Source organism: Pseudomonas sp. TH49 (assembly GCF_016650625.1).
Taxonomy (GTDB): domain Bacteria; phylum Pseudomonadota; class Gammaproteobacteria; order Pseudomonadales; family Pseudomonadaceae; genus Aquipseudomonas; species Aquipseudomonas fluorescens_H.
In genome coordinates this window covers 3144813-3171805 of sequence record NZ_JAEKFL010000001.1, presented here as the reverse complement: position 1 = coordinate 3171805, position 26993 = coordinate 3144813, and the positions used below count along the sequence as shown (strand labels likewise).

General features: G+C 59.6%; 27 protein-coding genes and 2 pseudogenes. 11 read left to right on the top strand and 18 right to left on the bottom strand.

From position 1 onward, the window contains the following. Nucleotides 1-26: 26 nt before the first annotated feature. Nucleotides 27-560, bottom strand: a complete 534-nt coding sequence (locus tag JFU48_RS14365) for a gluconokinase (protein ID WP_003227379.1) — start codon at nucleotides 558-560, stop codon at nucleotides 27-29. Nucleotides 561-776: 216 nt separating this feature from the next. Here JFU48_RS14365 and JFU48_RS14360 point away from each other — a divergent pair, with 216 nt between their 5' ends. Beyond that, nucleotides 777-1808 (top strand): LacI family DNA-binding transcriptional regulator, encoded by a 1032-nt coding sequence (locus JFU48_RS14360; RefSeq protein ID WP_045122601.1) that lies wholly within the window; start codon nucleotides 777-779, stop codon nucleotides 1806-1808. A gap of 158 nt (nucleotides 1809-1966) precedes the next feature. Here the strand turns inward: JFU48_RS14360 and JFU48_RS14355 are convergent, their stop codons facing one another. Further along, nucleotides 1967-2839: a LysR substrate-binding domain-containing protein gene (locus JFU48_RS14355; protein ID WP_201136782.1), complete on the bottom strand. Its 873-nt coding sequence runs from the start codon at nucleotides 2837-2839 to the stop codon at nucleotides 1967-1969. 122 nt (nucleotides 2840-2961) lie between these two features. Here JFU48_RS14355 and JFU48_RS14350 point away from each other — a divergent pair, with 122 nt between their 5' ends. The 3 genes from JFU48_RS14350 to JFU48_RS14340 all read left to right on the top strand — a co-directional run bounded on the left by JFU48_RS14350 (nucleotide 2962) and on the right by JFU48_RS14340 (nucleotide 5669). Further along, the gene (locus JFU48_RS14350) at nucleotides 2962-3402 is read left to right on the top strand and encodes a PACE efflux transporter (protein ID WP_003227382.1); all 441 of its coding nucleotides are present in this window, start codon (nucleotides 2962-2964) and stop codon (nucleotides 3400-3402) included. A gap of 125 nt (nucleotides 3403-3527) precedes the next feature. Continuing rightward, complete coding sequence (locus JFU48_RS14345; protein ID WP_103486039.1) at nucleotides 3528-4952, top strand: MFS transporter; 1425 nt, start codon at nucleotides 3528-3530, stop codon at nucleotides 4950-4952. A 156-nt stretch (nucleotides 4953-5108) separates the two neighbouring features. Beyond that, the gene (locus JFU48_RS14340; RefSeq protein WP_201137088.1) at nucleotides 5109-5669 is read left to right on the top strand and encodes a hypothetical protein; all 561 of its coding nucleotides are present in this window, start codon (nucleotides 5109-5111) and stop codon (nucleotides 5667-5669) included. Nucleotides 5670-5795: 126 nt separating this feature from the next. On the opposite strand, the pseudogene JFU48_RS30575 reads toward JFU48_RS14340, so the two are convergent. The 3 genes and pseudogenes from JFU48_RS30575 to JFU48_RS14330 all read right to left on the bottom strand — a co-directional run. Next, nucleotides 5796-6227 (bottom strand): annotated as a pseudogene (locus tag JFU48_RS30575) (methyl-accepting chemotaxis protein); the annotation flags it as partial. Nucleotides 6228-6338: 111 nt separating this feature from the next. Continuing rightward, nucleotides 6339-7115 (bottom strand): annotated as a pseudogene (locus JFU48_RS30570) (PAS domain-containing protein); the annotation flags it as partial. 402 nt (nucleotides 7116-7517) lie between these two features. Then, nucleotides 7518-8408, bottom strand: a complete 891-nt coding sequence (locus JFU48_RS14330) for a LysR family transcriptional regulator (RefSeq protein ID WP_201136780.1) — start codon at nucleotides 8406-8408, stop codon at nucleotides 7518-7520. A gap of 99 nt (nucleotides 8409-8507) precedes the next feature. Between JFU48_RS14330 and gstA the strand changes: the two genes are divergently transcribed. Next, on the top strand, nucleotides 8508-9101 hold the full coding sequence (gene gstA, locus JFU48_RS14325) for a glutathione transferase GstA (RefSeq protein WP_201136779.1): 594 nt from the start codon (nucleotides 8508-8510) through the stop codon (nucleotides 9099-9101). Between the two features lie 126 nt (nucleotides 9102-9227). On the opposite strand, the gene JFU48_RS14320 is transcribed toward gstA, so the two are convergent. From JFU48_RS14320 to JFU48_RS14305, 4 genes are all read right to left on the bottom strand, one after another. After that, nucleotides 9228-10241, bottom strand: coding sequence for an ABC transporter substrate-binding protein (locus JFU48_RS14320; RefSeq protein WP_201136778.1), 1014 nt, complete (start codon nucleotides 10239-10241; stop codon nucleotides 9228-9230). After that, nucleotides 10238-10765: a sigma-70 family RNA polymerase sigma factor gene (locus JFU48_RS14315; RefSeq protein ID WP_201136777.1), complete on the bottom strand. Its 528-nt coding sequence runs from the start codon at nucleotides 10763-10765 to the stop codon at nucleotides 10238-10240. The genes JFU48_RS14320 and JFU48_RS14315 overlap by 4 nt, the downstream gene beginning before the upstream one ends. Nucleotides 10766-10962: 197 nt before the next feature. Beyond that, entirely contained in the window at nucleotides 10963-11754 is a 792-nt protein-coding gene (locus tag JFU48_RS14310; RefSeq protein ID WP_201136776.1) for a phosphate/phosphite/phosphonate ABC transporter substrate-binding protein, read from the bottom strand. A gap of 157 nt (nucleotides 11755-11911) precedes the next feature. Continuing rightward, nucleotides 11912-12853 carry a fatty acid desaturase gene (locus tag JFU48_RS14305; protein WP_201136775.1) on the bottom strand — a complete coding sequence of 314 codons (942 nt, stop codon included), beginning with the start codon at nucleotides 12851-12853 and terminating at the stop codon, nucleotides 11912-11914. Between the two features lie 324 nt (nucleotides 12854-13177). On the opposite strand from JFU48_RS14305, the gene JFU48_RS14300 reads away from it, so the two are divergent. Then, nucleotides 13178-13588, top strand: a complete 411-nt coding sequence (locus JFU48_RS14300; protein WP_201136774.1) for a GNAT family N-acetyltransferase — start codon at nucleotides 13178-13180, stop codon at nucleotides 13586-13588. Nucleotides 13589-13709: 121 nt separating this feature from the next. Here the strand turns inward: JFU48_RS14300 and def are convergent, their stop codons facing one another. The 3 genes from def to JFU48_RS14285 form a co-directional block, all read right to left on the bottom strand. After that, complete coding sequence (gene def, locus JFU48_RS14295) at nucleotides 13710-14249, bottom strand: peptide deformylase (protein WP_103522058.1); 540 nt, start codon at nucleotides 14247-14249, stop codon at nucleotides 13710-13712. 2 nt (nucleotides 14250-14251) lie between these two features. After that, nucleotides 14252-15202, bottom strand: a complete 951-nt coding sequence (locus tag JFU48_RS14290; protein WP_003227406.1) for a YihY/virulence factor BrkB family protein — start codon at nucleotides 15200-15202, stop codon at nucleotides 14252-14254. 163 nt (nucleotides 15203-15365) lie between these two features. Then, nucleotides 15366-15557, bottom strand: coding sequence for a CsbD family protein (locus JFU48_RS14285; protein WP_003227408.1), 192 nt, complete (start codon nucleotides 15555-15557; stop codon nucleotides 15366-15368). Between the two features lie 196 nt (nucleotides 15558-15753). Here JFU48_RS14285 and JFU48_RS14280 point away from each other — a divergent pair, with 196 nt between their 5' ends. Then, nucleotides 15754-16131, top strand: coding sequence for a hypothetical protein (locus JFU48_RS14280; protein ID WP_003227412.1), 378 nt, complete (start codon nucleotides 15754-15756; stop codon nucleotides 16129-16131). Between the two features lie 161 nt (nucleotides 16132-16292). Here the strand turns inward: JFU48_RS14280 and JFU48_RS14275 are convergent, their stop codons facing one another. From JFU48_RS14275 to fadD2, 3 genes are all read right to left on the bottom strand, one after another. Continuing rightward, a complete protein-coding gene (locus JFU48_RS14275) occupies nucleotides 16293-17624 on the bottom strand; it encodes an IS4 family transposase (protein WP_201136773.1) in 1332 nt (443 codons plus the stop codon). Nucleotides 17625-17728: 104 nt separating this feature from the next. After that, a complete protein-coding gene (gene fadD1 / locus JFU48_RS14270) occupies nucleotides 17729-19426 on the bottom strand; it encodes a long-chain-fatty-acid--CoA ligase FadD1 (RefSeq protein WP_003227414.1) in 1698 nt (565 codons plus the stop codon). Nucleotides 19427-19788: 362 nt separating this feature from the next. Further along, nucleotides 19789-21477 carry a long-chain-fatty-acid--CoA ligase FadD2 gene (gene fadD2 / locus JFU48_RS14265; RefSeq protein ID WP_003227416.1) on the bottom strand — a complete coding sequence of 563 codons (1689 nt, stop codon included), beginning with the start codon at nucleotides 21475-21477 and terminating at the stop codon, nucleotides 19789-19791. Nucleotides 21478-21719: 242 nt separating this feature from the next. Here fadD2 and JFU48_RS14260 point away from each other — a divergent pair, with 242 nt between their 5' ends. Then, the gene (locus JFU48_RS14260; protein WP_201136772.1) at nucleotides 21720-22664 is read left to right on the top strand and encodes an alpha/beta hydrolase; all 945 of its coding nucleotides are present in this window, start codon (nucleotides 21720-21722) and stop codon (nucleotides 22662-22664) included. A gap of 43 nt (nucleotides 22665-22707) precedes the next feature. Continuing rightward, nucleotides 22708-23178 carry a MaoC family dehydratase gene (locus tag JFU48_RS14255; RefSeq protein WP_003227420.1) on the top strand — a complete coding sequence of 157 codons (471 nt, stop codon included), beginning with the start codon at nucleotides 22708-22710 and terminating at the stop codon, nucleotides 23176-23178. 128 nt (nucleotides 23179-23306) lie between these two features. Here the strand turns inward: JFU48_RS14255 and JFU48_RS14250 are convergent, their stop codons facing one another. Beyond that, a complete protein-coding gene (locus JFU48_RS14250) occupies nucleotides 23307-23774 on the bottom strand; it encodes a ferritin-like domain-containing protein (protein ID WP_201136771.1) in 468 nt (155 codons plus the stop codon). Between the two features lie 206 nt (nucleotides 23775-23980). On the opposite strand from JFU48_RS14250, the gene JFU48_RS14245 reads away from it, so the two are divergent. Continuing rightward, nucleotides 23981-24217: a DUF3820 family protein gene (locus JFU48_RS14245; RefSeq protein ID WP_003227425.1), complete on the top strand. Its 237-nt coding sequence runs from the start codon at nucleotides 23981-23983 to the stop codon at nucleotides 24215-24217. A gap of 28 nt (nucleotides 24218-24245) precedes the next feature. Beyond that, a complete protein-coding gene (locus tag JFU48_RS14240; RefSeq protein WP_201136770.1) occupies nucleotides 24246-25427 on the top strand; it encodes an aminotransferase class V-fold PLP-dependent enzyme in 1182 nt (393 codons plus the stop codon). A 4-nt stretch (nucleotides 25428-25431) separates the two neighbouring features. Here the strand turns inward: JFU48_RS14240 and JFU48_RS14235 are convergent, their stop codons facing one another. Next, entirely contained in the window at nucleotides 25432-26157 is a 726-nt protein-coding gene (locus JFU48_RS14235) for an intradiol ring-cleavage dioxygenase (protein WP_201136769.1), read from the bottom strand. 161 nt (nucleotides 26158-26318) lie between these two features. Further along, on the bottom strand, nucleotides 26319-26984 hold the full coding sequence (locus tag JFU48_RS14230; protein WP_003227433.1) for a bifunctional 4-hydroxy-2-oxoglutarate aldolase/2-dehydro-3-deoxy-phosphogluconate aldolase: 666 nt from the start codon (nucleotides 26982-26984) through the stop codon (nucleotides 26319-26321). Nucleotides 26985-26993: the final 9 nt, after the last annotated feature.

Here is a 26993-nt window from a genome sequence, read left to right as displayed (position 1 = left end):
GGACTGCGCTATCTGCATGAACACACTCATACCGCCTGTTTCAGACCATGGGCCTGCCACCAGACGTGGGCTTGCGCGGCAAGCTCTTCAACACTGTGGATCGAAGCATTCAGCGCCAGGGTCAGCGGCTCGCCGACCGGCGATTCGAGGGTGGCGAACTGGCTTTCGATCAGCGTCGCCGGCATGAAGTGGCCCGGGCGATGCGATACGCGGTCGGCGGCCACTTCCGGGGTCAGCTCCAGGAACACGAAGCCCAGGCCCGGCAAGGCACTGCGCAGCACTTCGCGATAACTGTGTTTGAGGGCCGAACAGGTCAGCACCGGACGCTCGCCAAGGGCGTCGACACGGCGCAGTTCATCGCACAGGCTGTCGAGCCAGCCGGCACGGTCGTCGTCGTTCAGGGGGATCCCCGCGCTCATCTTTTCGATGTTGGCGGCCGGATGAAAAGTATCGCCTTCAATGGCAGTGGCGCCGCTCAATTGGCACAGGGCCTCGCTGACGCACGTCTTGCCGCAACCGGCAACGCCCATGATGACCAGGGCGGTGATGGGATGACTCATATAACACCTCAGCGCGCAGACAGCGCTACCTTTGCTAGCTATGACTCTAGTGCACAGGCAGAAGTTGCCGACGCCTTCTTGTCGTTTTTTTGGGTTGCAGCAGGTTTGCGGCCCAACGCCAAAAAGCGAGATCAGGCAGGACCTCGCTTACGCATTTGCAGCTGCATCAGGACAGCGCTACCTTAGTGCCTTGATTTTTGTTTGGCAAGCCGCCCGATGACCACCCCTAAAAACGATAAAAACACTCGCACCACCGGCCGTCCCACCCTTAATGAAGTTGCCCGCCTCGCCGGCGTGAGCCCGATTACCGCCTCCCGTGCCCTGCGCGGGGTCAGCACCGTGGCCACCGAACTGGTGGAAAAAGTGCAGAAAGCCGCGCTCGAACTCAACTACGTGGTCAACCCTGCCGCCCGCGCATTGGCCTCGGCGCAGAGCCATTCGGTGGTGGTCCTGGTGCCATCGCTGTCCAACCTGTTGTTCATCGATACGCTGGAAGCCATTCATCGGGTACTCACGCCCAAGGGCTTCGAAGTGCTGATCGGCAACTTCCACTACTCACGCGATGAAGAAGAAAACCTGTTGCGCAACTACATGGCCTACCAGCCGCGCGGTTTGCTGCTGACCGGCTTCGACCGCACTGAAAGTTCGCGGCGGATGATCGAGGCCAGCAACATTCCCTGCGTGTACATGATGGAACTGGACAGCGCCGCCGGGGTGAATTGCGTGGGTTTCTCCCAGCTCAATGCCGGCGAAACCGCTGCCGAACATTTGCTCTCTCGTGGGCGCAAGCGTCTGGCCTACATCGGCGCACAACTCGATCAGCGCACTTTGTTGCGCGGCGAAGGTTTCCGCAAAGCCCTGCAAAAGGCCGGTCGCTACGACCCGGATCTGGAAGTGCTGACCCCACGTTCCTCGTCTGTTGGCCTGGGCGGCGAGCTGTTCCTGCAACTGCTGGCGGCGCATCCGGACGTTGATGCGATCTTCTTTGGTAACGACGACCTCGCGCAGGGTGCGCTGCTGGAAGCGTTGCGCAATGGGATCAGGATCCCCGAGCAGGTGGCGATCCTCGGCTTCAACGACTTGCCGATGTCCGAACACATGGTGCCGCGCCTGAGCAGCATCAACACCCCGCGCGAGGCAATCGGCCGGCGCGCGGCGGAGCAGATGTTGACGTTGATGGCCGGCAACAGCGTGGCGCGACCGGTTGAGGATATGGGCTTCGAGTTGAAGATTCGCGAGAGTACCTGACCTCTGAAATCTCTCGGATGGTCACAAATGCCAAGGTGAAACCCAATCTCCCTGTGGGAGCGGGCTTGCTCGCGAAGGCGGTGTGCCAGATAAGCAAATGCCAGCTGACACGACGCCTTCGCGAGCAAGCCCGCTCCTACAGGGGGTTTGTGTTGGGCTCAGTGACCGAGCAATTCGACGAGGGCCAACGCGCCCTTCTGCAGCGGCTGGCTCTTGAGCCACACCGCGTGCACCGGCAGCACCAGGCCATTCTCGATGTTGCGGAAATTCAGCCGCTTCAAGCGCCCGCTGTCCAGCCACGGCTGCACCATCGACAACGGAAAATTGCCCCAGCCCAGCCCTGCCTCGACCATCTCCAGCGCCGCCTCCAGGGTGTCGGTGCGCCAGTGCGACTCGGCCACCAATGGCCGGGTCTCGCTGATCGGCAAATCGCGGCTGGCGACGACGATCTGCCGCACGTGCACCAGGTCTTCGAGAAACAGATCCTGCCCCTGCAACAACGGACTGTCCGCCGCCAGCGTGGCGATCATTCGTTCGCTGCCGACAAACTGAAAACGCTCCAGTACGTTCATGCTCAACCCGGCAAACGCCAGACAGACGCTGACACGACCACTGTGCAGCAGCGCCAGCACGTCGTCCTGCGGTGCGGTCAGCACTTCGATGTCGAGCAGCGGATGGCGCTCGGCAATCACCTTGATCGCGGCGAGCAAACGGCGCCGGTCAATGTCCGCCACCACGCCAATCGACAACTTGCTCTCCAGCCCCAGTGACAGCTCCACCGCGTGCACCTGCAGTTGCTTGAGCTGCTCGGCGATCAGCCGCGCATGCGGCACCAGTGACAGTGCCATCGCGGTCGGTTGGGGTTCGCGGTGGCTGCGGTCGAACAGCGGATAGCCAAGCTCCGCCTCAAGATTGCCGATGCCCATGCTGACTGCCGAAGGCACCCGGCCCAAAGCGCGGGCAGCAGCGGAGAACGAGCCACGCTCGATCACCGCCAGAAACAGTTCGATGCTGTCGCTGTTGAAATTCACTTCGCCTACCTATCACCAAAACTGAAAGCTGCTGACTTTTTCTGTCACGTCTATTGAAGCTATCTTTCGCCGTCTTCGCCAGCCCCGCTGGCCAACACGTTGCAAGAAAGAGGCAAATCCCCATGCAAGGCGTCAAACGCAAACTGGTCTACGTGTCGCTCTACGAAGTGATCGGCATGACCTTCTCGGCCCTCGGTCTGGCGCTGTTGTCCGGCACTTCGCCCGGCAGCACAGGCCCGCTGGCGGTGATCATCACCACCATCGCGGTGACCTGGAATTTCATCTACACCTCGCTGTTCGAGCACTGGGAAAGCCGCCAGAAGTCGCGCACCCGCACGGTCAAACGGCGCATCGCCCACGCCGTGGGTTTTCAACTGACGCTGATCGTGTTCCTGATTCCGCTGATCGCCTGGTGGATGAACATCAGTCTGGTGCAGGCATTCCTGCTGGATCTGGCATTGATCATCTTCATCCCGTGCTACACGTTTGCCTTCAACTGGCTGTTCGATCGCCTCTTCGGCTTGCCGGCCTCAGCGCTGCCCGATTCGGCCGCTGCGGCATAAATCGTTAATTCGTAAGCAGTTATTGCAAAAAATCGGCGGTATTCCCGGGAAAACCGCCGATATTCACAACCCATCCACTCCGGTAGCAGGCTAAGCTTTTCCATCAATAAAAAATGGATCAGCCGATGACTGCTCATGCCCCCGCCGCCGCGCAACGCGACGGCATCGACCCGATACGCGCCGCCGAGATTTCCGCCCGCATCGACCGCCTCCCTGCCGTCGCCACGATCTGGCGTCTGGTGGCGCTGTTGTCGATCGGCGGCTTCTTCGAACTCTACGACCTGTTCCAGACCGCCTACATCAGCCCAGGGCTGATCCGCGACGGGATCTTTGCCACCGGCAATCAGGGCGTGTTCGGTTTCTCCGATCAGGCGGCCTTCGCTTCCGCGACCTTCCTCGGCCTGTTCCTCGGCGCGAGCCTGCTCAGTCCGTTGGCTGACCGTTTCGGCCGCCGCGCAATCTTCACTTTTGCGCTGGTCTGGTACACGGTGGCCACGGTGCTGATGGGCGTTCAAAGCTCGGCGCTGGGCATTATCTGCATGCGTTTTCTGGTGGGCATCGGCCTCGGGATCGAGCTGGTGACCATCGACGCCTACCTCTCGGAGCTGGTGCCCAAACGCATGCGCAGTTCGGCGTTTGCCTTCGCGTTTTTCGTGCAGTTTCTCTCGGTGCCGGCGGTGGCACTCATGTCCTGGTGGCTGGTGCCGCAGGCGCCGTTCGGTGTGTCCGGCTGGCGTTGGGTGGTGTTGGCGAGTGCGGTGTTTGCGCTGTTCATCTGGTGGCTGCGCAAGCGTCTGCCGGAGTCGCCGCGCTGGCTGGCGCAGCATGGGCGGTTCGATGAAGCGAACAGAATTCTCGACAACATCGAAACACGCTGCGAGAAGGATCACCGCCAACCGCTGGATGCCCCCGAAGCCGTCCCGGTGGATGTCGAAGGCAAGGGTCGTTTCGCCGACATATGGCAACCACCGTATCGCCGTCGGGCACTGATGCTGATCGTGTTTCACGTGTTCCAGGCGATCGGTTTCTTCGGTTTCGGCAACTGGTTGCCGGCGCTGCTTTCCGGCCAGGGCGTCAGCGTCACCCACAGCCTGATGTACGCGTTCATCATCACCCTCGCCTACCCGCTCGGGCCGTTGCTGTTCGTGAAGTTTGCCAACCGTTTCGAGAACAAATGGCAGATCGTCGGCTCGGCCCTCGGCGCGATGACCTTCGGCACTTTGTTCGCGTTGCAGACCAGCGCCTTCGGCCTGATCTTCTGCGGGGTGATGATCACCTTTTGCAATGCGTGGCTGAGTTTCAGTTATCACTCGTACCAGAGCGAACTGTTCCCGACCAACATCCGCGCCCGGGCGGTGGGTTTCTGTTATTCGTTCAGTCGCTTGTCGACGGTGTTCAGCAGCCTGTTGATCGGGCTGTTCCTCGACCACTTCGGCACGCCCGGGGTACTCGCGTTCATCGTCAGCAGCATGCTGATCGTGATGCTGACCATCGGCTGGTTCGGCCCGCGCACGCGCAATCTGGCGCTGGAAAACATTGCCCATCGCTGACGGCCGCACGGTCATCCTCTGCCGCCTGACGGCAAGGGATGACCGCTTTGTTGCGCATGCCAGAGCAGCAACTCCTTGAAATAGCGGAACTTGCTGCAAAGGCACGGTAATTGCTCGGATACGCCCGTCAGCAATTATCCAAAGGTCTCCATCATGATGTTGGTCAGTGCCAAACAGCAGCAGCTCATCCACCTGCCCAAGCGGCTGGCGGAAGACGCGACCACGACCGCCGCTGCCGGTCTGCAAAGCGGCCTGCACGGCGCCATGCTGCAATCGCTGCAGAATCAGACCCAGTCGCAAGCCACCGATGCGACTTCAACGGTCCAGGATTCGGCCACGCAGATCGCCTCTCAGCAAGTGGCCGCCGCCACGCGCATCAGCGATAACGTCGACGAAGCCTTCGCCAAGACCCGCGTCGGCCTGCAAACCACCGACGCCACGGCTGCCGGCAGCACTACCGGCACCTCGGCCACCGACGCGTTCAAGGACTACATGAGCAAGTCGCCGGAACAGCGTCTGCGTGACAGTGTCCTTCAGAGCATGGGCCTCACCGAAGACGACATCAAAGCCATGCCGCCGGAGAAGCAGCAGGCCATCGGCAAGGAGATCGCCGAGCGCCTGCAGGACAAGATGAAACTGGCGCAGTCGGACAAAGAAAACAGCAATGACGTCAAGGACAGCGACAAACTGGCGAACAAGTTTCTCGCTTCGCTGTGACCTGAAGGTCGCTTAGAAACCAATGTAGGAGTGAGCCTGCTCGCGAATGCGGTGTGTCAGTCACTGGATCAGTAACTGATGTACCGCAATCGCGAGCAGGCTCACTCCTACAGTTGTTGATGGGTGTCAGTTCAGTTGCAACGTATCGTTGAACTGGCTGATCGCATCCACCACATGCCGTGATCCCTGCTGGATCTCCAGAATCACCTCCCCCGCCTCATTCGCCAGTTCCACACCCAGCCCGGTGCGGCTCAGGCTCGACTGCATGCTCGACACCGCACTCAGCGACAGGTCATGGTTTTTGCGCACCACTTCGACAATCTCCAGGGTCGCCTGACTGGTCCGCGCCGCGAGACTGCGCACCTCGTCCGCCACCACCGCAAACCCGCGCCCGTGCTCACCGGCCCGGGCCGCTTCGATCGCAGCGTTGAGCGCCAGCAGGTTGGTCTGATCGGCGATCCCGCGAATGGTCTGGACGATGCTGCCGATGATGTCCGACTGTTTGCTCACCGCATCGATGCTCAGCGCCGCTTCGTTGAGGTCGCGGGAAATGTCCTGAATGATCTGCACGGTTTGCTGCACCACCTGTGAGCCTTTTTGCGCGCAGGCGTCGTTTTGTACCGAAGTGCTGTGGGCCGATTCCGCGGCGTTCTGCAAGGTAGTCATCTGCTGGGTGATGTCGCTGGCGAACTTCACCACTTTGTACAAACGGCCCTTGGTGTCGAACAGCGGGTTGTACGAGGCTTCGAGATAAACCATCTGCCCGGACTTGTTCTTGCGCTCGAAACGGTGCGAGTGATATTCGCCGCGATTGAGCGATGCCCAGAATGCCTTGTATTGCGCCGACTCGGATTCGGCACGGTGGCAGAACATACTGTGGTGGTGGCCAACGATTTCGTTGAGCGAGTACTGCATGGTTTTCAGAAAGTTGTCATTGGCGGTAATCACGTTGCCTTCCGGGGTGAACTCGATCACCGCCATCGAACGGCTGATCGCCGCCAGCATGCTTTCTTCTTCGTGCTCTTTGTTGACCCGGGCGGTGATGTCCGAGGCCACCTTGATCACACTTCGAACCTGTTTGTCGGGACCATAAACAGGCATGTAACTGGCTTCGAGCCAGATTTCCCTGCCGCTCTTGTTCAAGCGCAGGAACGTGCCGCTGATCGGTTCACCCCGGGCCAGGTCGCGCCACAACTTTGCGTATTCCTCGCTGCGGTAAAACGCTTCTTCACAAAAGATCCGATGATGTTTGCCGCGCACTTCCTCGGCGCTGTAACCCATGGTCTTGCAGAAGTTTTCGTTGGCATCCAGAACAATGCCTTCGGGGGTAAATTCGATCATCGCCATCGAACGGCTGATCGCTTCGAGCTTGGCGTTGGCTTCGGTCAAGGCGCAGCTGAAACGCTCGATTTCCTGCAGGTCAGCCTTGTGATGTAGGTTGAACATGGTTGTATCACCTTCCGCGCGGTCTTTTGATTTGATGAAAGTTCAGGTCTTTCAGAATCCACCACTACGTTCCACAGAACAGGCACACGCATTCCTCCACGGGAGGAAGTTGTCAGGTGATAAATGACGTTCAATCGGAGTGTCCATGCCGCGACGCTCTAATCAAGACATCCTTCTCTTGATAGCCCGCGAGCGGGCCAGCCCTAACGTGTCGAAGAACTTCCATTTAATGATTGCTCCTTGTTGTTACAGATCGGTGCCTTGATTGCGCACTCTGACAGGCTAATCAGCGGCGGCCGGGGTTGGCCGACACAGTTAGTTACAGGAGAGCATAGACAGCGCAATACCGCGCGCAAGGCCATTAGTCGGCCAGTATCTGGCACTTTTTGCACAAGAATCGGTTCAGCGCCCGGACGTCATCAGCGGATTGGCAACCAGATCCAGCAATGCCTGCACCGCCGCCGATGCGGCCTGTCCCGGGGGTAATACCAGTGAAAATACCCGTTCGATACGTGGTTGCAGGGCAATCACGCGCAAGCCCTGACGATCGGCCGGCAAGGTCATTTCCGGCACCAGGGTCACACCGAGGTTTTCCCGCACCAACGTGAAGGCGCTGCTCCATTCGCGCACCTCGACCCGCACGTCCTGCAGCTGCAACCCGGCTTCGGCGGCGAGGCTGCGGGCGTTGGTCGAGCAACCGCCGGTGGCCAGTACAAAAGGCAGCGCCGTCAGTTCTTGCAGGCTGACGCCCTGCTCGGTTCCTCGCAGCGCCAGCGGATTCCCTGCCGGCACCACCGCTACCCATTCATCCCGACCCAATGGCCCGGCATTGCGCTCGGGTGCCGGGTTGAGCACCACGCCAACATCCACCAGACCGGCCGCGAGCAGGGTTTCGACCTCATCGTCGCTGACCTCCAGCGCCACCACTTCGATCCCCGGATACAGCCGATTGAACTGGCGCAGCAGCGGCGGCAGAAAACTCGCCAGCACCATGGGGAAACTCGCCAGGCGGATCGTCCCGCGCAGCATCGGGCGCACGCTGTCGACAGTCTGGCGAATGGTCTCCAGTGCACCGAGCATCAGCCGCGCCTGTTCGATCACCGGCAAGCCAATGGCGGTCGGCAAGGTCTGGCGACTTTCGCGGCTGAACAGCTGCACGCCGAGGGTTTCCTCCATCAGCGCCAAAGCCTGGCTGGCGCCGGACTGGGTCATGCCGATCCGCTCGGCAGCGCGGGTGATGTTGCCGTGATCGGCGACGGCGACCACCAGCCGCCAATGCATCAGGTTCATCATGCCAGTAGCTGTCCTTATGGAAGGTTTCTGAAAGATTAATTTTACCGAGGGTGCGGCGCACTATGACACTGGCGCCAAATCCCTACCAGAGAACTGCCGATGAAGCTGTATTACGCCCCGCAAGCCTGTTCGCTGGCGCCGCACATTGTGTTGCGCGAACTGAAGCTGCCCTTCGTGCTGATCCGCGTCGACAACCGCAGCAAGCGCACGGCCAGCGGCGAAGACTTTCTTGCGATCAACCCCAAGGGTTACGTCGCGGCACTGCAACTGGACAACGGCGCGGTACTGACCGAGGGGGCGGTGATCCTGCAGTATCTGGCGGATCTGCAACCGCAATCAGGGCTGGCCCCGGCGCCCGGCAGTTTCGAACGGCTGCGTTTGCAGGAGTGGTTGAATTTCATTTCGAGCGAGATCCACGGCGGCTTCGGCGCACTGTTCGATGAGCGACTGCCGGCCGAACCGATCAAGGAGAAGTTGTTCAAGCGTTTTGCCGTGTTGGTCGCGGTGCTGGAGCAGCAGGAGTATCTGCTGCCGAGCGGCTTCAGCGTCGCGGATGCGTTGTTGTTTGTGGTGTTGCGCTGGGCCGGGTTGTTCGGGATCGAGCTGGCGCAGTGGCCGGCGCTGGCGCGGTTTCAGGCGCGGATTGAGCGGCGGCCGACCGTGGTGGCGGCGCTGGCGGCGGAAGCGGTGTAGGCCTTTAGATCATTCGCGAGCAAGCCCGCTCCCACACTGGATTTGTGGCGCGCCCGCCCCCCCCTGTGGGAGCGGGCTTGCTCGCGAAGGCGATGGCTCAAACGCCACAGATCAAACAGTTGAAACTCAAAGCCCCGCCGTCACCTTGCTCGCCACCTCCCCCGGCACCCACGCCTTCCACACCTGCGGCTGATCGCGCAAAAACGCTTCGGCGACCTGCCGCGGTGGCTGGCGCTTTTCGCTCATGCCGGCCAGGGTCTGGTTCAGCAGATCGATCGGCAAATCGACTTTCTCGAAGAACGACACCAGTTCCGGATACTGCGCCTTGAACGGTGCCGACACGCCAATCGCCAGGCTTGCGGCCATCGAGCGCGTGCCCTTGGGATTCGGATTGTTGGCATCGGCCAGGGTCTTCCAGGCTTCGGCATCGAACGGCGGCTCTTCGAGCTTCACCAGTTTGAATCGCCCGAGCAGCGGCGTCGGCGACCAGTAGTAGAACAGCACCGGTTTGCCGCGTTTGATCGACGATGCCACCTCGGCATCCAGCGCCGCGCCGGAGCCGGTGCGGAAGTTGACGTAGCTGTCGGTCAGCGCATAGGCCTTGAGTTTCTGGCTGTTGACGATCTCCGAAGTCCAGCCGGTCGGGCTGTTGAGGAAACGTCCGCGGCTCGGGTCTTCAGGGTCGCGGAACACGTCCTTGTAGCGCGGCAGATCGGCCACCGATTTCAGCTCCGGGGCCAACGGTTTGATTCCGCGTTCGGGATCGCCCTTGATCACGTATTCCGGCACCCACCAGCCCTCGGTCGCGCCTTTGACGGTATCGCCGAGGCCGAAGACCTTGCCTTCATTGGCCGCCTTGACCCACGCCGGACTGCGCCCGGCCCATTCCTCGCCGATCACCTGAATATCGTTTTTCGCCAACGCCGCTTCCAGGCTGACGGTGCTGCCCGGCAGCGTATCGGTCGGATAGCCGTAGCCTTTTTCGACGATCAGGCGCAGCACTTCGGTGATGAAACTGCCGCTTTCCCAAGTGATGTCACCGAAGTGGATCGGCGCGGTTTTCTCCGCCGCCGAAACGGCGCCGACGCTCAGGCTCAGCGCCAGCAACGAACGGCCGAGCAGGGTTTTGATCGATCTCATGCGGACCTCTTGTCTGTCAGGATTTGGTTGGCGCTGTGGCGGTCGCACAGGGCCTGGGAGCGGGTCATGTAAACACTGACCGAACGTTGCGAGATGCCCAGTTCGGCGGCGATTTGCGGGTAAGTCAGGCCATCGATCCGCGCCAGCAGAAAGGTCGAGCGGACTTTGCCCGGCAGGCGTTGCAGGCTGTGATCGAGGCGTTTGAGGGTCTGGCTCAGTTGGGCGATTTCTTCAGGCGAGATAGCGACCTCGACGTCGATCTGCTGCGCATGCCGGCGCTCCAGATCCGCCCGGCGCCAGCGCTGATAAAGCAAGCGTTGGGCAATTGTGGTGAGCATGGCGCGGGGTTCACGGATCGCCGTGACACTGGGCGCCTGAAGCAATTGCGCGAAGGTTTCGGCAGCGATGTCTTCCGCGCCTGCGGCGTCGTGCAGCTGTCGGCGCAGGTACGTGCACAGCCAGCGGTAATGGGCGCGGAACAGAGCATCAAGATGATTGCGATGAGCGGTGTCGGCGCCGGACATAAGGGCTCCTGGGTAAGGGTCGCTGAATGTCCGGTGATCCGGTGGCGCGATCCTAGCAAGGCGCTTTATGCATTAATAATATTTATATTTCATTTTTATATTCTTTTTGGAGATATAAGAGCAACAGATCGCAGCCTTCGGCAGCTCCTACAATTGGAAAGCGTTCAACCTGTAGGAGCTGCCGAAGGCTGCGATCTTTAGCGCAAGCGGCCATAGCCCAATTCTTCAGCCTCACGCAGATAGTCGAGCACAACCCGATAATCGCTTTCACTGGCCGGCAGCACCTCAGGCAATCCCAACGTCTGCGCCACATCCGGCAACTCACGCAACGCCTGATTCATAACCCGGCGCAACTGTTCGATCTGCTCATCAGTAGCGGTAGCGACCGTGATAAACGGCAACGTCGGGCTCAACGCACTGCGCGCCACAACCCGCAAACCGCTGACTTCTTCCGGCGCATGCTGAGCGAGATAGGCGTAGGTCACGCTGTCGATAGCCGCCAGATCGGCTTGACCGTCCCGCAACCAGCGCAAGCTCTCGCGGTGCGCGCCACTGATGCCGACCGCGCCGAAGAACTGCCCGTCGCGGTGCAGCGGCGCCAGACAATGGCGCAACAGGTTCATGCCGCTGTTGGAGTCGTCACTGTTGATCACCCCGCGACTGCCACGAAAATCCATCAGGGTTTCGCGCGAATCGTCAGCACGGCTGAGAATCAGGCTGCAATGATTGCCGGCAGTGGCGTCGGGCAGTTCGTAGCGCGGGCGACCGACGATGCGCGCCTGACCGCGCAGCAAGGTCATCAGTGGATAGCCGCAGGTTTGGGTCAGCAGCAGATCCGGGGATAACCAGAGTTCGGGGAGCGACAGTCTGGCGGCGTTCAAGCGGGAGTGGCCAAGGTGTTCGAGGATGCGGGAAATCCAGCGTTCGTTGGCCAAGCGGATGGGCTCGGGGGCGGTGTACATCAGCAGTTCGAGATGGTGTTGGGTCATACACGTTATTTCCCTGCAAATACTTACCCCTGTGGGAGCGGCGGTGCGACGATTCGACTTGCTCGCGAAAGCGGTGTGTCAGACACCAGACATGTCACTGTTCTACCGCATTCGCGAGCAAGCCCGCTCCCACAGGGGTTTTGTGGTGTTCTTGAGATTAGTGGAAAGGATGCTGCGGACTGTCGATCGGTCTGAACCCGTGCTGCCGCCACAACTGCCCATAACCCTGCACCAGAAACCCGCCACTGCGCGCCACCCATTGCTCGCGGCGCATGCGATAGGCCTGGGGCAAGTCGTACCACGCCAGCCCCGGCAGGTCGTGATGCACCAGATGAAAATTCAGATTCAGAAACAGCCAGCGCCACGGCCAGCCAGCCTCGTTGAGCACCGTGCGCTGTTCCGGTTGTGCATGCGGACGGTGTTCATAGTAGGAGCGGATCATCGCGATCGACAGTGCCGGTACGCTGATCAGCAGCAGGTAATGCCAGACCGGCAGCACGCTGTAGCGGGCGACGAACCACAACATCAGTACAGTCATGGCCCCGTGGGTCAGCCACATGAGCCAGGCCTGACGCTCGCGGTTTTTCAGCCGTTGCAGTTCTTCGGCGGCCAGCGCGATCAATCCCAGCGGAGCACCAATGATGAAGCGGCCGATTACGGTTTTATTCAGCCAGTGCAGGCTGCGTTCAAACAGCGAACTGCCCTGCCAGCGTGCTGCCGTGAGGTAGCGACTTTCCGGATCAATGCCGGGCACGGTCAGGTCTTCATCGCGGTGATGCAGCAGGTGGCTGTCGCGGTAGAGCGTGTACGGATACCACACCGCAAACGGCGCATAACCGAGGACTTTGTTGAACCGCACCGAGCGGGTCGGATGTCCATGCAGCAATTCATGCTGCACCGACAGCCACAGCACCAGCAACGGAATCAGCAACAAGGTGCTCAAGCCGTGACCCAGCCAGGCGCTATTGAGGATGATGGTGAACCAGCCGCCATACACGCCGATCAACAGCAGCCACGTTGGCCACTCGGTGCGGGCGGTGAAGCGCTGGCGCAGGGTTTCGATCTGCTGGCGATGGTCGGCGTCGAAGTAATTCGGCATGGCGTGGCTCGGAACGGGAATCTTCCCCTTCTGTGCAACAAGGCCGAGCAATCTTGCAGATTATTTTTGCGCTGAAACGGAAGCCCGGGGGACGGGCTCCCGAAGGACGTGATCAATGACCGAAAATATCGACCTTCTTGGCTTTCTTCTCTGCACGCTTTTCAATCGCCGTCTTCACCGGTTTCTTCTTCGCGGCTTTCTTTGAATCCATACCTTTGGACATGATGCGTACTCCACTCACAGGGATGTAGGCTCAGGTATACACCTATCGCGCGGCGCGCGTTCTTTTATAATCGGCGCTTTGCCCGCCGCCAGTCCGATCCCATGCCCGATACCCGATACGTCCTGCTCGACGAGCCTTTGTGGCCGTTGATGAACAAGTTTTACCGCAGCCACCAATCGTCGATGAAGGCGGTGCGCGACGCGCAGTTGTGGGTGGCCCGTCGCGAGGACATCGTCGCCGCATTGTGCTTGCGGCCGGTGGCGGGCGGACACTGGTTGACCGGGTTGTTTGTTGATCCGGGTTGCCGCGAGCAAGGGATTGCCGGGCAGTTGATCGCGGCGGCGGTGAAGGATTTGCAGGAGCCGGTGTGGCTGTTCTGTCATCCGGACTTGCGCGGGTTTTACGAGCGGCGCGGTTTCAGCTTCGATCCCGCCCTGCCCTACGCACTGGTCGAACGGTTGAGCCGGTATGCGCGGAGCAAGCCGATGATTGCGATGGGGCTGGAACCATAAAAATCAATTGTGGGAGCGGGCTTGCTCGCGAAGGCGTCGTGTCAGTCGCTGCATCAATTGACTGATACGACGCCTTCGCGAGCAAGCCCGCTCCCACATTGGGATAGAGATGTTCTCAGGATCAGTCGTCGGCTGCGGGATCGAGATCCGGGAACATCACTTCGGTAAACCCGAACTTGCTGAAATCGGTAATCCGCGACGGATACAAGCGGCCGATCAGATGATCGCACTCGTGCTGCACCACCCGCGCATGAAAGCCTGACGCCACGCGCACGATCGGTTCGCCCTTGGGATCGAACCCTTCGTAGCGAATCTGCTGATAACGATCCACCGCGCCACGCAGGCCGGGTACCGACAGGCAGCCTTCGAAGCCCTCTTCCGTCAGCGGACTCAATGGTGTGATCAGCGGATTGATCAGAATCGTCTGCGGCACTGCTTCGGCGTCCGGGTAGCGTTCGCTGTGCTCGAAACCGAAGATCACCAGTTGCAGGTCGACGCCGATCTGCGGCGCGGCCAGGCCGACGCCACCGACACTTTCCATGGTCTGGAACATGTCATCGATCAGTTGCCACAGCTCGGGGCTGTCGAACATTTCCGGGGGCACCGGCGGAGCGATGCGCAGCAGGCGTTCATCGCCCATTTTCAGGATTTCACGGATCATGATCAGACTTCGTCGGTATTCGGTTTCAGCGACTGGTCGCGCCCAAGCCCTGAAACGTGTTGTTTGGGATGTTCATCGAGTTCGCCGGGGACTTTCTCGCCCTCGTTCTTGCCCTCGCTGGACATGTGTTCGATCACCGCGTTCATCTCCGCCCCAAGCAGCAGCACGGCGGCGGAAATATAGAAATACAGCAACAGCACGATGATCGCCCCGATGCTGCCATACATCGCGTTGTAGTTGGCGAAGGTTTTGACGTAGAACGCGAACCCCAACGAGGCCACGATCCACACCACCACCGCCAGCACCGAGCCTGGGGTGATGAAGCGGAATTCCTGTTTGACGTCGGGCATCACGTAGTAGATCAGGGCCACGGCGACCATCATCAGAATCACGATCACTGGCCAGCGGGCAATCGTCCACACGGTGACAATGAAATCTTCAAGGCCCACCTGCGCGGCAATCCAGCCCATCACTTGCGGCCCGAGCACCATCAGTGCGGCCGCCACCAGCAACATGCCGGCAATGCCGACGGTGTAGAACACCGACAGCGGAAAACGCTTCCAGATCGGCCGGCCCTCGACCACGTCGTAAGCGGCGTTCATCGCGCTCATCATCAGCCGCACGCCGGCAGATGCCGTGTACAGGGCGATGACGATACCGATCGAGAGCAAGCCGCCCTTAGACTGCTGCAGTTGATCGATGACCGGGTTGACCTGTTCCAGCGCCTGCGGTGGCAGCACCAGTTCCGATTGCAGACGCAGCCAGGTGAAGAAGTCCGGCAGGTGCAGGAAACCGATCAGGGCAATCAGGAACAGAATGAACGGGAACAGCGAGAACAGCATCTGGTAGGCCAGTGCCGAGGCGTAGGTCGACATCTCGTCATCGATGAATTCAGTCACTGTGCGCACCATCACCCGGTGCAGTGGCAGACCTTTCATGTCCGGAAAAATCATTCGCGTCTCCTTTCGCCGCATTACAGGTTGAAGTCGTGGCGACTCAGGGGCGGTTTTTTACATCAAGGTAGCTCACTTGGCGACCCTTGGTGGCTCGCGCAAGCTTTTGACATAAGAACGGCCATCCCTGGATGGCCGCTCATATGTTGCGTTCAAGGCTGGATTACGCCTTGTCGACACCTTTTTTGATGGCGTCTTTGGCTTTGCCGACTGCTTGCTGGGCTTCGCCTTTTTTCTCTTGAACCTTGCCTTCGGCTTGCAGCTTGGTGTTGTCGGTGGCTTTACCGACGCCTTGCTTGACGTTGCCGACAGCTTCGTTGGCCATGCCTTTCACTTTATCGCCTGTGCTACTCATGGTGTTTCTCCTTGGTGCAATTAGGGGGAAAAGTCAGTACGTAATGATTGACCGGGCAGGTTTGCCACGAGTTTCATTTATTTTTGCTGTTCATTTCGTCGTGCAATGCAGGTTGGGCTTTATGTTTGCCCTTCAAGCCCCGAGAATGCGCACCTATGGGCGCCGCGCGCCAACGATCAGATCCCGCAGGAATGTTATGAAACTCGATAAAAAGCAGGCCATTGCCCGTCGCAACCAGGAACTGGGCGGCGCTGTGCTCGGCACCAACAACTGTCACTTCGCCGAACTGAACCGCAACCGCAACATCTGGTGGTTCGACCTGCCGGTCTCGCGCCTGGCCGTCGGTCAATACGAGTGGATTCACCTGCTGATGCACACCCCGGCCACCGACGAACTGCTGCACCTGAAAGTGCCGACGGTGTTCCTGCGGGAAAAGCTCGAAGGTCTGGTGATTCGCAACGAAGGCAAGCGCAAGGCCGCGTTGAGCCTGGAATTGAGTGCGGACAAGGATTCGTATCTGCAGGACATGCGTCCGACGGGGACCAACGTAAACTTCGCGCCGTTCCGCCAGTAACCGAAAAGCTTCGCGAGCAAGCCCGCTCCCACATTTGACTGTATTCCAACTGGAGGAACGCGGTTGAATGTGGGAGCGGGCTTGCTCGCGAAAGCGGCATCACAGTCACTGCAAGTCCACCACCTATTCCAATAAAAAGCCCCGCATCGGCGTAATGCTGTTCACTTAAGTGGAGCAGCCTTACGATCCACAGGAAACCGGGTCTTTGAAATTTTCACCGTCCTAGGTCTTGAAGGCCTTGGGCGGTGATCCAGAAACAATCCTCCAATACCTGCCCTCAACTCTGATAGCCGCCTCCCTGTCGCTGAAATCGGATTGGCTGCTGCCATTACGATCAGTTGGACCGCGATGTACTGACAGGCTGGTTTGAAGCGGATGTCCGAAGGGAGGCGACCCAATGCAACTGCCGCTTGACTGGCTTCCCGACGAACCACGTTGTAAGCCAGCAACAGTCCCCAGACTTCCTGATAGATCAAGTCGACTTTTTTGCTACGCAAGGTCACTGCGTTCTGCTGCATTGAGCTTTTGATGTCTCTGAAGCCTAACTCGATTTCCCAGCGTTCCTGATAAAGCCGGGCAACGGCTTCGGTGCTGTAGGTGCTCGCCGGCAGTGACGTCATGACTGTCTTGAGTTTGCCTTGAATTTCATAGCTGACTTCGCGGGCCTCCCAATGTGTTGAGAGGGCCGGATTTCGGGCTCTGGCTTGCGGTGAGACCTTCATGCGCACCAGGCGATCATGCGGGTTGTAACGAGCCACTTCCTCACAAACCGTGCCTTTTTTGGCTGGAATCAACCAGTGCCGATGTGTACCGGCTTTATTCAGATTCGACAGTAGTTCGGCACCCCAGAACCCTTTATCGAATAACGTCACCGAGTGATCGGGAACCTGCTGCAAAAACTCGTCGGCCAAGCGCATTTCACTGCGTCGGTAAGGGCTCAATTGGGCATCCAGGATTACGTGCGAACGCACATTCATCAACGCCACCAAGCGCAGCATGGGGAACGGAGTCTGGCGCTCGGTCCGGGTGTTTCCCGACCCGAAATGATCTCGAAGTTCGGGCGTATCCGGAGTACGCAAAAGCGCACCGTCCACTGCAAACACTTGCAGGCCCTGCCAAGCATCATCGGTATAACGCTCCGCGCCCCATTGATGACCTGTCTTGCGAAATAACCATTCAACAGGATCGGCACCGAGCCGCTTACGCGCTTCGGTTACACCGCTTCGTGCTAATAGCTGGTCAGAGGCCAGCCCTTGGGCACAAATGTTCAAACGCCTGGCCACTTCGTGGACCGGCTCGTCACGAAACAGCGCCATGCCGAGTACCAGCCAAAGCACTTGATCGGCGGGCAAGCGACGTCGGCGAATGGTCGCCTGACTGGAGAGATCCAGTGCAGACGCTACCCACTCAACCGGAATATGTTGGGTAAAGGTACTCAGATCGCAGAAGTTAAAAAGATCGCCAAGGTCGAGCAGGTCTTGCTGAACAGACATAAAAAATCCGATGCCAGAGGTCTGGCATCGGATTTTCAAGTAAGCCCTGCTGAGACTCAAATGCTTAAGTGAACAGCATTACCGCATCGGCGGGGCTTTTTGTTTTATGCGGCGGACTTGGCCTTGATCTTCTTCAGCTCTTCGTCACGCAACTCGCGGCGCAGGATCTTGCCGACGTTGGTGGTCGGCAGCGCATCGCGGAATTCCACCGAGCGCGGCACCTTGTAACCGGTGACGTTGGCGCGCATGTGCTCCATCACGGTTTCCTTGGTCAGGGTCACACCCGGTTTGGCCACGATGAAGATCTTGATCGCCTCGCCCGACTTCTCGTCGGGCACGCCGATGGCCGCGCACTGCAACACGCCCGGCAGGGTTGCCAGCACGTCTTCCAGCTCGTTCGGGTAAACGTTGAAACCGGAGACCAGGATCATGTCTTTCTTGCGATCGACAATGCGCATGTAGCCATCGGGCTGGATCAGTGCGATGTCACCGGTCTTCAACCAGCCTTCGCTGTCGAGGATCTCATCGGTGGCTTCCTGACGCTGCCAGTAGCCCTTCATCACTTGCGGGCCCTTGACGCACAGCTCGCCGATTTCGCCCATTGGCTGCTCGACACCGGCATCGTCGATGACTTTGCACAGGGTCGACGGCACCGGAATGCCGATGGTGCCGATCTGGATGTTCTGGATCGGGTTGACCGTGGCCACCGGGCTGGTTTCGGTCATGCCGTAACCTTCGCAGATCGAGCAACCGGTCACCGCTTTCCAGCGCTCGGCCGCGGCCAGTTGCAGGGCCATGCCGCCGGACAGGGTGACTTTCAGATTGGAGAAATCCAGCTTGCGGAAACCTTCGTTGTTGCACAGCGCGACGAACAGCGTGTTGAGGCCGACGAAACCGCTGAACTTCCACTTCGACAGTTCCTTGACCATCGCCGGCAGGTCGCGCGGGTTGCTGATCAGGATGTTGTGGTTGCCGATCAGCATCATCGCCATGCAATGAAAGGTGAACGCATAGATGTGGTACAGCGGCAGCGGGGTGATCAGGATCTCGCAGCCTTCATTGAGGTTGGAGCCCATCAGCGCCTTGCACTGCAGCATGTTGGCGACGAGGTTGCGATGGGTGAGCATCGCGCCCTTGGCCACGCCGGTGGTGCCGCCGGTGTATTGCAGCACCGCGACATCACTGCTGTGCGGATTGGCTTCGGCCACAGGCTGACCCTGGCCCTTGCTCAGCACGTCGTTGAACTTGACGGCTTTGGGCAGGTGATAAGCCGGCACCATCTTCTTCACGTACTTGATCACGCTGTTGATCAGCAGGCGCTTGACCGGCGGCAGCAGGTCGGCCACTTCGGTGACGATGACGTGCTTGACCCCGGTTTTCGGCACCACGGCTTCCGCCAGGTGCGCCATGTTGGCCAGGCACACCAGGGCTTTGGCGCCGGAGTCGTTGAATTGGTGTTCCATTTCCCGCGCGGTGTACAGCGGGTTGGTGTTGACCACGATCAGCCCGGCGCGGATCGCACCGAAGACGGCGACCGGGTACTGCAGAACGTTGGGCAGTTGCACGGCGATTCGATCACCGGGCTGCAAGTCGGTATGCTGTTGCAGATACGCGGCAAATGCACCGGACAATTCGTACAGTTCACCGTAGGTGATTGTCTTGCCCAGGTTGCTGAAAGCCGGTTTGTTGGCGAAGCGTTGGCAGGATTGCTTCAACACTGCCTGAATATTCGGGTACTCGTCTGGATTGATGTCGGCAGCAATTCCAGCCGGGTATTTATCCTTCCAAAAGTCTTCGATCATGGAAGCCCACTCCTCAGCAACGCGAATTCTTCACCGCATTTGATGCGATTATTATTGGTGTGTGTTTTGTATTGGTGAATCTGGCTTTCATACAGGCCGAGAAGTCACAAAGCGCGCCGAGAGTAGCAGCTTTGCCGAGGGCCGACTAGAGCCAAAAGCGGCCTTCATGGTCACTTTAATGACTCAAGACTTTCTAACAGTCATTTTAGAGCAAAAATCCTATACCACCCTGAAAGCCCCGGTTTTCCGGGCCTTCACCGCCCAAAAAGCATCGCGGGCAAGCCCGCTCCCACAAGGTTGATGGGGTTCCCTGTGGAAGCGTAGCTTGCCCGCGATCCGCGCAACGCGCGGCCATTCACCGATCAGGCGATATCGCGCAACTCCCGCCGCAGAATCTTGCCGACCGGCGTCATCGGCAACGACTCACGCAGTACGATGTGTTTCGGCACTTTGTAAGCAGTGAAATTCTCTTTGCAGTACGCCTTCAGTTCCTCGAGGCTGATCCCGGTTTCCCGCGCCACCACAAACAGTTTCACCGCCTCGCCCGAACGCTCGTCCGGCACGCCGATCACCGCGCAGTTGGCGACTTTCGGGTGGGCCATGACCACATCTTCGATCTCGTTGGGGTACACGTTGAAACCGGAGACGATGATCATGTCCTTCTTGCGGTCGACGATGCGCACGAAACCGTCCGGGTCGATCACCGCGATATCACCGGACTTGAACCAGCCCTCGGCATCCAGCACTTCGGCAGTGGCTTCGGGTTTGTGCCAGTAGCCTTTCATGATCTGCGGGCCTTTGATGCACAACTCGCCGCGCTCACCCATCGGCTGCTCGACACCCTCGTCATCGATGACCTTCAGCAGCGTACCCGGCACCGGCAGACCGACCGTGCCCAGGCGCGACTGGTCGCCATACGGGTTGGTGCAGGCCACCGGCGAGGTTTCGGTCAGGCCGTAACCTTCGGTGATGCGGCAACCAGTGATCTGCTCCCAGCGCTCGGCGGTGGCCTTGACCAGCGCAGTACCGCCGGAGTTGGTCAGCTTGAGGCTGGAGAAGTCCAGGGTCTTGAAGTCCGGGTGATCCATCAGCGCGACGAACAACGTATTCAGGCCGAGCAACGCCGAGAAACGCCAGTTCTTCAGTTCCTTGATGAAGCCTGCGATGTCTCGCGGATTGGTGATCAGCACGTTGTGGTTGCCGGACACCATCATGCACATGCAATTCGCGGTGAAGGCATAGATGTGGTACAGCGGCAGCGGCGCCACCATCACCTCCTGCCCTTCGCGCAGCAGTGGCTGACCGTCAGGCCCCAGTTGCGCAAGACACGCGCGCACTTGCTGCATGTTGGCCACGAGGTTGCCGTGGGTCAGCATCGCGCCCTTGGCCAGGCCGGTGGTGCCGCCGGTGTATTGCAACACGGCGATGTCGTCGAGACCGACTTTCAGCGGCTTGATCCCCAGACCACGGCCCAGGCGCAGCGCACTCTTGAACGAGATGGCCTGGGGCAGCGAATAGGCCGGGACCATTTTCTTCACTTTGCTGACCACGGTGTTGACCAGCCAGCCCTTGGCGGTGGGCATCAGGTCGCCCATCTTCGCTTCGATCAGGTATTGAATCTCGGTGTCCGGCAGCACTTCCTGGACCTTCTGCCCGAACATGTTCAGGTACACCAGCGCCCGGGCACCGGAGTCCTTGAACTGGTGGCGCATCTCACGCGCGGTGTACAGCGGGTTGGTATTGACTACGATCAGCCCGGCGCGCAAGGCGCCAAACACGGCAATCGGATATTGCAGCACATTGGGCATCTGCACCGCGATGCGATCCCCCGGCACCAGATCGGTGTGGGCTTGCAGGTAACCGGCGAACGCTGCGCTGTGGCGCTCGAGTTCCGCGTAGGTCAGGGTCACGCCCATGTTGCTGAAGGCCGGACGGTCCGCGAATTTCTTGCAGGAACGCTCAAACACCTCGATCACCGACTTGAACTCGCCCATGTCGATGTCCAGTGGTACGCCGGCGGGGCGTTTGTCATTCCAGAAATCAGGTTGCATTGTTCTTGTCCTCTTTACCTGAATCGTTCCGGGAGCCGCTTTTCTGTGGTTTCGCGCCGCCCCCTAAAGGGCAGAAAGCAAAAAGCGGAGCTTCACGGACACTAGCAGCTATGGCCAGTGAGGCAAATATGGGCGTAGTCGTCATTGATCGTATGAATCTTCCTGCCGTGGCGTGAGCTGATCGGACGCGCTATACAATGCTACGACTGCGGGCCGTTACCGCTCGATAAAAAGGAATTGCCATGATCCACCACGCCTTCTGGCTGGACGCGAGTGACCGCAGCCGCCTGTACGTCAACCAGTGGCTGCCATCCGCACCATTGAAAGCGGTGATCCTGCTGGCCCACGGCATGGCCGAACACAGTGCTCGCTACGAGCGACTGGCGAATGCGTTCTGCGAGCAAGGCTACGGGGTATACGCCCCGGACTTGCGTGGCCATGGCAAAACCGCCGAACACGGGACGCTCGGGCATTTCGCCGATGACGACGGCTGGTGCAAGGTGATCGGCGACCTGGCCAGCCTCAATCAGCACATCGGCCAGCAGCATCCCGAGGTACCGATCATCCTGCTCGGGCACAGCATGGGCAGCTACCTCGCTCAGGGTTACCTGCTGCATCACAGCGCCAGCCTGGACGGGGCGATTCTCAGCGGTTCGAATTTCCAGCCAGTGGCGTTGTACGGTGCGGCGCGGCAGATCGCCCGTTTCGAGAAACTGCGCCAGGGCGGCAAGGGCCGCAGTGCGCTGATCGAGTGGTTGTCGTTCGGTTCGTTCAACAAGAAATTCAAACCGGCGCGCACGCCGTTCGACTGGCTGAGCCGCGACCCGGTCGAGGTCGACAAGTACGTCGCCGATCCGCTGTGCGGCTTTCGCTGCACCAATCAGTTATGGATCGATTTGCTCGGTGGCTTGCAGCAGATCAGCAAAGCGTCCAATCTCGCCCAGATCGACCCGGGCCTGCCGCTGCTGGTAATCGGCGGTGAATGTGATCCGGTGAGCGAAGGCAAGCGTCTGACAGATCTGGCCGAGGCGTTGCGCTCGGCCGGCAGCCAGAACCTGCAACTGCAGATCTACCCGCAGGCGCGGCACGAATTGTTCAATGAAACCAATCGCGACGAAGTGATTGCCGATGTGCTGGCCTGGATCGACCAGGCGCTGAGCCATCGTCGCCCTCAACGCAGCGAATAATTTTTTGTGGATTCACTTTAATCCGTCACAGGAATCAAGACCGATGACCCAGGTTACCAACATCCCTTACGAAGCCCTCGAAGTCGGCCAGACCGCCAGCTATAGCAAGACCGTCGAAGAGCGCGACATTCAGCTGTTCGCCGCGATGTCGGGCGACCACAACCCGGTGCACCTGGATGCCGAGTTCGCCGCGGCCAGCATGTTCAAGGAGCGTATCGCCCACGGTATGTTCAGCGGTGCGTTGATCAGCGCGGCAGTGGCGTGCGAACTGCCTGGGCCGGGCACCATCTACATCGGTCAGCAGATGAGCTTTCAGAAGCCAGTGAAAATTGGCGACACCCTGACCGTGCGCCTGGAAATCCTCGAGAAGCTGCCGAAGTTTCGCGTACGCATCGCCACTCGCGTGTTCAACCAGCGTGATGAACTGGTAGTGGATGGCGAGGCCGAAATTCTGGCGCCGCGTAAACAACAGACCGTGACCCTGCCGACTTTGCCGGCGATCAGCATCGGCTGATCATCAGGTACACAAAAAACAAAAGTGGGAGCGGGCTTGCTCGCGAAGCGGTTATGTCAGCAACATCATCGTTGCATGACACAGCGCTTTCGCGAGCAAGCCCGCTCCCACAGTTTTCCCAGCGTGGCTTACGAACGAGCGCGAGCCTGGTTACGCAGGGCTTTCACTTGGTCGTGATTGCGTTGTACGCCGTGGTACTGACGCTCGACCAGGTCACGAATACCCACGAGGCTGTGCTTGTTGATTTTCTCGATGGCTTCACGATAAGCCTTCAGCGCATGGTCTTCACCGCGCTCGGCTTCGTTGAGCACCGCTTCTTCGTCTTTGCCGGTGAACATGGCTTTTACGTCGACCCAGCGACGGTGCAGGTCACCGCTGACGCTGGTGGAAGTTTCCGGATCACCGCCCAGTTTACGTACTTCAGCCTGCAGTTCAGCGGCGGCAGTCGCGCAATCGGCAGAACGGGTCACGAACAGGGTTTTCAGTTCTGGATACTTGATGTCTTCAGCGCAAGTCTTGAACCCTTCCTGACCGTCTTTGCAGGTTTCGATCAGGTCGTTCAGTACAGAGATGGCTTCTTTATTCATGTCAGTCATTTTTCAATTCCTTGCGGTTGGTTGAAGATGCAAGGGTTATTGCAGTGTGCGTGCCAGCTTTTTCAAAAATAAATATCACTTAAAAATCAATAACTTAAAGATAGTTGAACTATCTGTATCACGGTTATTTGCATGAACTGTCATTTGGCCTGCATGCAGAATGCCTGTATTTTCCAGACTGTTTCGACCCCAGATGATTGCCACTGATGAATCCTGAAAAGCTTGAACTACTGATCACCCGTGAAATGCCCTTCGGCAAGTACAAGGGCCGGATCATTGCCGACCTGCCAGGGCCTTACCTGAACTGGTTTGCCCGCGAAGGCTTTCCTCACGGCGAACTCGGCGGACTGCTGGCGCTGATGCAGGAAATCGACCATAACGGCCTGTCGGACCTGCTCGAACCGCTACGCGCCAAACACGGCAAACCTGCCCCGCGCCACTGAAGCGCCCTCCTCCCCTAGAGCCTCGACCATGCCTGACAACACCCGCCGCGCCCGTGACGAAGCTTTCTGGCAAACCTTCGCCGATCGCTACGAAGCGCAAACCGGCCCGCTGAACCTGGAGAACGGTTACTTCGGACGCATGTCGCGCACGGTGATCGAGGACTACCAGCGCAACATCGAAATGATCAACACCAGCAACTCGGTGTATGTGCGCCAACGTTTTGAACAGTACGACAGCCTCGACATCCGTGCGCAACTGGCCGAGTTGATCGGCGTGCGCGCGCAGAGCGTGGCCTTCACCCGCAACGCCAGCGATGCGCTGCAGTCGCTGATCCGTAATTACAATCGCCTGATACCCGGCGATCAGGTGCTGATCAGCGACCTGGAATACGACACCGTCAAAGGCGCCATGCGCTGGCTGGCGCGGCATCGCGGCGTCGATGTGATCGAGATCAACCATGCGCATCCGGCCAGTTTCGACAGCCTGCTGGACAGTTACCGCGAAGCCTTCATCCGCTATCCGAAACTCAAACTGATGGCCCTGACCCATGTCACCCACCGCACCGGGCTGGTGATGCCGGTGCAGGCCATCGCCGCGCTGGCGAAACAACATGGCGTGGACATCATCCTCGACGGCGCTCACGCCCTCGGCCAGATCGACTTCAATCTCGAAGCAATGGGCATCGCCTTCGCCGGCTTCAACCTGCACAAGTGGATCGGCGCACCGCTGACCCTGGGCTTTCTGTATATCGCGCCACAGCGGCTGGCCGACATCGACCCGGACATGGGCGAAATGCACTTCCCCGCCAGCGATATCCGCGCGCGCACGCCTTACAGCACGCCGAACATTCCGGCACTGATGACCCTGCCGCTGGTATTCGAGGAGCACCGTTCACTCGGGGGCGCCGCAGCCAAAGGCGCACGCCTCAATTACCTGCGCAACCTGTGGGTCAGCGCGGTGCGGCACTTGCCAGGGATCGAGGTCATGACCCCGGACGATCCGCGCCTGTATTGCGGGATCACCTCGATGCGTTTCACTCGCCACGCCGATCAACAGGCAATGGTCGAGCGCCTGCTCGACGAGTACAACCTGTTCACCGTGGTACGCAACGGCGCAGCGAGCGGGCCGAGCATCCGTATCACCCCGGGGCTGACCACCACCGCCGATGACATGCAGTTGCTGACCCGCGCGCTCAACGAACTGCGCTGATCGCTCACACGGTGTACTTGTCGAAGTCCTCGGGTTTGATCTGCGACGAGGCGGCAAAGGTGTCGATGCCGATAGTCAGATGGCCGAAGAAACCGTCCTCGTGAGAGTCACGGCCGATCGGCCACACGGTCAGGGTCGAATCTTCGCCGCCCATGTTGCTGTAGTAGCTGTCATCGGCGTTGTTCAAGGGTGCCGAGGCACGCCCGCGATAGTCCCGGGCATTGAGCACCGCGCGTGACACCACTTCGGGGAAATACAGCTGGCCGACCCAGGCCACGTTGCGCTCCGCCAGATATTCAGTGCCGGCGACAATGCGCACTGCCACATGAATGTGCAGCGCTCGCCCGGCATAGAACCCCGGATAGATCGTGGTGAATCGTGCCCGTCCCTGTTGATCGCAGAACTGGCTGCCGCGCAGGTAGGTGTCATTGTCGGTACGCGGCACTGAGCCGATGGCATCGGAATCGACCTCCTGATCCGGATTGATCCGGCTCCAACCCGAATAGGCGCCCCGTGCATTGCAGTGCCAGATGTCCACCAGCGCCCCGCTCACCGGCTCGCCGGTCATCGCGTCGACGATGCTCAGGCGCAACAGCAAGGGCAGCCCTTCAGCGCCTTCGCTGATGTTGCGACGCAGCAGTTCTGGATTGCGGAAATACGGCCCGGCGATCTGTTCGGGGGCCAACTGATAGATCGATGATGACGGTGCGGTTGAAGTATCTCGTTCCATGACGCGTTCTCTCTTCCATAAGAGAACGCAGATTAACGGCGCACGAGCGCCGCAGTGCGGTAACTATGTATCGCGCCATTTCTCGGGGCAAAAAAAAACGGTGCACCGACCAAGCGCACCGTAAAGCCGTAGAACACACAACGAAGTGTCAGGTAAAACGTTTAGTCCAGCAGCGCCAGGGCCTCGGCGGTGCATTCCTGAATGCGCGCCCAATCGCCGTTCTTGATCCACTCGGGATCGAGCATCCAGCTGCCGCCCACGCACATGACGTTTTTCAGCGCCATGTAACTCTTGATGTTGGCCGGGCCGACGCCACCGGTCGGGCAGAATTTCACTTCGCCGAACGGGCCGCCGAGGGCCTTGATGGCTGCCACGCCGCCGCTGACTTCCGCCGGGAACAGCTTGAAGCGGCGATAACCCAGGCCATAGCCTTCCATGATGCCGGAGGCGTTGCTGATGCCGGGCAACAGCGGAATCGGGCTGTCGACGCTGGCTTCGAGCAGGTCACGGGTGATGCCCGGGGTGACGATGAACTGCGAACCCGCCGCTTCTGCCGCCGCGAGCATGTTGCGATCCAGTACGGTGCCGGCACCGGTCACCAGCTCCGGACGCTGTTCACGCAGGATCTGAATCGCCTTGAGCCCGAACTGCGAACGCAGGGTCACTTCCAGCGCGGTCAGGCCACCGGCGGCCAGCGCGTCGGCCAATGGCAGCACGTCCTGTTCACGGGCGATGGTGATCACTGGCAGGATCCGCGCCTTGGCGCAGAGGCTGTCGATCAGGGCAACTTTGTCCGCCATGGAAACGGTCGGGGATGGATTTTTCATAGCGGCTGA